Source organism: bacterium (assembly GCA_027622355.1).
Classification (GTDB): Bacteria; UBA8248; UBA8248; order UBA8248; family UBA8248; genus JAQBZT01.
In genome coordinates, this window is sequence record JAQBZT010000268.1 from 1 (window position 1) to 4,022 (window position 4,022).

General features: G+C 62.3%; 6 protein-coding genes. 5 read left to right on the forward strand and 1 reads right to left on the reverse strand.

Translation table 11 applies throughout. The annotated features are described in order from the left end of the window. From O2807_13075 to O2807_13090, 4 genes are all read left to right on the forward strand, one after another. A partial coding sequence (locus O2807_13075; GenBank protein MDA1001432.1) for a DUF3641 domain-containing protein occupies positions 1–471 on the forward strand: 471 nt, incomplete at its 5' end. A gap of 137 nt (positions 472–608) precedes the next feature. Continuing rightward, a complete protein-coding gene (locus O2807_13080; protein ID MDA1001433.1) occupies positions 609–830 on the forward strand; it encodes a hypothetical protein in 222 nt (73 codons plus the stop codon). An 82-nt stretch (positions 831–912) separates the two neighbouring features. Continuing rightward, on the forward strand, positions 913–1,533 hold the full coding sequence (locus tag O2807_13085) for a glycerol-3-phosphate acyltransferase (protein ID MDA1001434.1): 621 nt from the start codon (positions 913–915) through the stop codon (positions 1,531–1,533). A 207-nt stretch (positions 1,534–1,740) separates the two neighbouring features. After that, positions 1,741–2,157, forward strand: a complete 417-nt coding sequence (locus O2807_13090) for a hypothetical protein (protein MDA1001435.1) — start codon at positions 1,741–1,743, stop codon at positions 2,155–2,157. A gap of 6 nt (positions 2,158–2,163) precedes the next feature. Here O2807_13090 and O2807_13095 read toward each other — a convergent pair whose 3' ends face one another. Continuing rightward, entirely contained in the window at positions 2,164–2,583 is a 420-nt protein-coding gene (locus tag O2807_13095; GenBank protein MDA1001436.1) for a secondary thiamine-phosphate synthase enzyme YjbQ, read from the reverse strand. Positions 2,584–2,767: 184 nt separating this feature from the next. On the opposite strand from O2807_13095, the gene O2807_13100 reads away from it, so the two are divergent. Continuing rightward, the coding region (locus O2807_13100; protein MDA1001437.1) for a M20 family metallopeptidase at positions 2,768–4,022 on the forward strand (1,255 nt) is incomplete at its 3' end.

A 4,022-nucleotide genomic window follows, 5' to 3' on the forward strand; every position in this document is an offset into this window, starting at 1 on the left:
TTCGGCCCGCCGGGCGATCGGAGCCTGAAACTCGTCTACAACCCGGTGGGAGATTACCTTCCCCCGCCGCAGGCAGCCCTCGAGGCGGACTACAGGCGCGAACTCGGCGAGCGGTTCGGCATCCGCTTCAACGAACTCCGCACCATCACCAACATGCCCATCACGCGGTTCGCCAGCTACCTCAAGGCGGGCGGCAAGATGGAGCGCTACATGGCGCTCCTGCAGGGGGCCTACAACGCCGCCACCCTCGATGGCCTCATGTGCCGCCACCTCATCAGCGTCGGATGGACAGGCACGCTCTACGATTGCGACTTCAACCAGATGCTCGACATGGCGATTGGCAACGGGCATCCGCTCAAACTCTGGGACACGCGCGCGGAAGACCTCATCGGCCGGGACATCACCGCGGGCAACCACTGCTACGGCTGCACGGCGGGCGCCGGCTCCTCCTGCGGCGGCGCGCTGATCTGACTCCTCTTCCGCAAAACCCACCGATTTCCAGTCCTTCCCCGAATTGCGCCCCTCCGCCCGGACACCGATATTTGAGATAGGGAAGCTGCGGGTCGGCCCGGACACGCGACTCTCCGGTACCTCTTCCGGGAGCAGAGTTGCCCACGGGCGAGAAGGGATACCTTGTCATCGTGAAAGTGCCGAAAGATATTTTCGGTCAGGAGACGGGCGAGATCCGCGTCTGGTTTGACGCCGCCCTCATCCCCACCGAAGCCACCGTCGAGAATGCGATCTTCTTCGGCGATGTCACCGGCCGCCTCCGCCGGGCGTTCATCGGCGGTTCCTTGAAGGAAGGCAGGGGACGAATCCCCGCAAATTAGGCGCAGGCCGCGGGTTTATCGCATCCCGCCGGACAAGGTACACTGGCCGCTCTGCCCACCACGCGCAACGGAGAGCAGCCTCATGCCCCTTGTCCTCAACGCAGCGATGCTCGCCATCCTGGCCTACGCCCTGGGCTCGCTCTCTCCCGCCTATTTCGCCGGAAAAGCCCGCGGCCTTGACCTGCGCTTCGAGGGCCGCGAAACGCTCGATGCGAGAAATGCGGGTGAGATCCTGGGGCTCCCGTCGGGCGCCCTGGTATTTATCGGGGATGTCCTCAAGGCGCAGATCGCCATCGGACTGGCGCTTTATCTGGGAAATTCCCCGCTCGCCGTCGTGGGGGCTTCACTCGGTGTGGTGGCCGGGCATCTGTGGCCCCTCTATCACGGCTTCTCGGGAGGAGATGCGCTGGCGCCCGCGGCAGGTGTGCTCCTCGCGGTGGCCCCTTGGACGCTGCTCATCGCCTTCACCCTGCTGACGCTGCTTGCCTGTATCGTAGGGCGGATCGCCTACTCGGAGATCGCCACGGCGGCGCTGCTGCCGGGGGTGGCGCTTCTGGCGGAAAAGGGGCGGCTCGACACGCTCGCCATCGCCATCGGCCTCGCTCTTATCCTCATCGCCGCCCGCCGGCGGGAGGTGGAGATCCTCCTCGGAATACGGAAAAGAGAAGAAGCCTCCGAGGAGGAGACGCCCGGCTCGGGCTAGCGCGCCGCGGTCATTTTCCCCGCCTCCGAAGCAGCTCCCCGCCCGGTGAAATCGGAATGCACAAACCGGAAAGATTCCTCCTGATTCTTCCGGGCCGGAGCGCCCCGCCGCTGGAACGGAAAATTCCTTCGCGCTATATTGCCTCCTCGCGCCGGAGCCTCGCGGCGCACATTTTTTCGCTTTATTCAGCACATTGGAGATTTTGCCGTGGCGGACTTCGTAACGGGCCTGATCAAGCGCTATGCGGCGGACGACCGCTTCACCATGGAGCCCGACCCGGCGGGCAAGGGCATCAAACTCCGCATGAACGAGAATTGCTGGATGGAACTTGAAAAGCTCGACGATGCGGGCAAGCTGCGCATCAGCTTTGCCACGATCGACCGCTACATGAACGAAGACATCGAACACGCCATCCTCGACAGCAAGGACCCGATTGACGATTTCGTCTACGACGGCATGGAAGAGTCGGGCGAGGAGGAAGAGCACGAGGTCAAACACTACCACGACGACGCCTTCCGCTACGCCATCGAACTCGACCTCGACAAGGCGGGACTCGACGCGCAGGCCGCCCGCGTGCTCGATGGCCTCTTTCTCACCTTCGAGGAATACGCCGAAAAGGATTGAGTTCTTTCACTCCCCGACCAGTTGCACCTCCACCCGCCGTTCGCGCGGGCGGTTGTCGAAATCCACGAGCACGATTTGCTGCCAGGTGCCGGTGACGGGGGCGCCCTCCTGGAAGGGCAGCGCGACGCCCGGGCCCATCAGGGCGGCCCGCACATGGGCGAAGCCGTTCCCGTCCCCCCATCGCGCATCATGGGCGTAGGCGATCTCCTCCGGCGCGATGCGGGCGAGGGCGTCTTTCAGATCTTGTATTACGCCGGGTTCAAATTCGATTGTCGTGATCGAGGCGGTCGAGCCCGGAACCGAAACCGTAAAAATTCCCGCGCGCATCCCGCTTTGATTAATTGCACCTTCCACCTCGCCCGAAATGTCGTGGACATCGGAAAACCCTTGCGCATGCACAATAAAACTGTGTGAAAAACAGGCCACCCTCGTTCTCCTTCCTGCCGATACCGGCACAACCCCTGTGAAACGGTTCACACTCCGGCAATTTTCATCTCACGCTTTCGGATCATAATGTGAAGTCTGACACAGTGAAGAGTGGCTATTTTTGTTTATACTCAATCCATGTGACGCATACACTCCATCCACCTGGATCATTGGGAGCCCGCCAATGAATACGGCAGATTTGAAATCGCGCGTTTCCGGGATCCTCGATTCGCTCTTGCCGCGTCTCTACCAGATATCCGACCACATTTTTCAAAACCCCGAAATCGGCTACGAGGAAGAGAACGCCTCCGCCTGGCTGACGAGCTTTCTCGAAGACAACGGCTTTTCCGTCGAGCGCGGCGCCGGCGGCATTTCCACCGCCTTCAAGGCGCGAGCGAGCGGCATCGAGGCCGGCCCGTCGATCGGCATCATCAGCGAGTACGATGCGCTTCCCGGTCTCGGACACGCCTGCGGCCACAACGTCATCGCCACCATGGGCATCGGTGCGGCGGCGGCGGTTGCCTCCCTGATCCACGATTTGCCGGGCTCCGTCGTGAGCCTGGGCACCCCGGCCGAGGAGGCCGGCGGCGGCAAGATCAGGCTTGTCGAAGCCGGCGTGTTCAAGGATGTGGACGCCGTGATGATGGTGCATCCTGCGGAATACACCCAGATCTCCCGGCCCTCCCTCGGCCGCGTCACCCTGACGTTGAACTTCATCGGAAAGGCTTCTCACGCGGCGACAGCCCCCGAAAAAGGGATCAACGCCCTTGATGCGCTGGTGACGGCTTACCAGAACATCGGTCTTTTGCGGCAACAGTTGCCACAGGACGCCCGGATCCACGGCATCATCACCCACGGCGGCGAGGCCCCGAACGTGATCCCCGATCGGGCGGTTGCGCAATTTTCGGTCCAGTGCCTGGACAAGGATTATCTCCCCGAGCTCGTGAAACGGGTGAAGGCGTGCGCCGAGGGTGCGGCCATCGCGCACGGGGCAAAAGTGGAAATCGAGGAGGGCGCTCTCTCCTACGCGCCCGTGAAGCACAACCGGTCACTGGGAAAATTGTTCGAGAACAACCTTCGGGCGCTCGGCGAGACGCCCGACCCCGAGGACAGCACGCTGATCGGCGGAAGCACGGATCTCGGCAACGTCAGCTGGATCGTGCCGGCGATTCACCCCTATCTTCGAATGGTCCCCCCTAACGTGCCGTTCCACACCAAGGAATTCCGGGAGGCCGCCGGGGGGAAGCCCGGCCGGAAGCTTCTTCGCCTCGGCGCGATGGCCATGGCGATGACCGCCATCGATCTGCTCTCCTCTCCGGACGACATGAAAAATGTCCGGGAGGAATTCGCAAAAGAAGGGAATCTGTCCGCCGTGCCATCGCCGGAAACCGAACCGGAAGAAAAACATTCGGAGGCAAAAAACGAAAAAAAGAAAAACC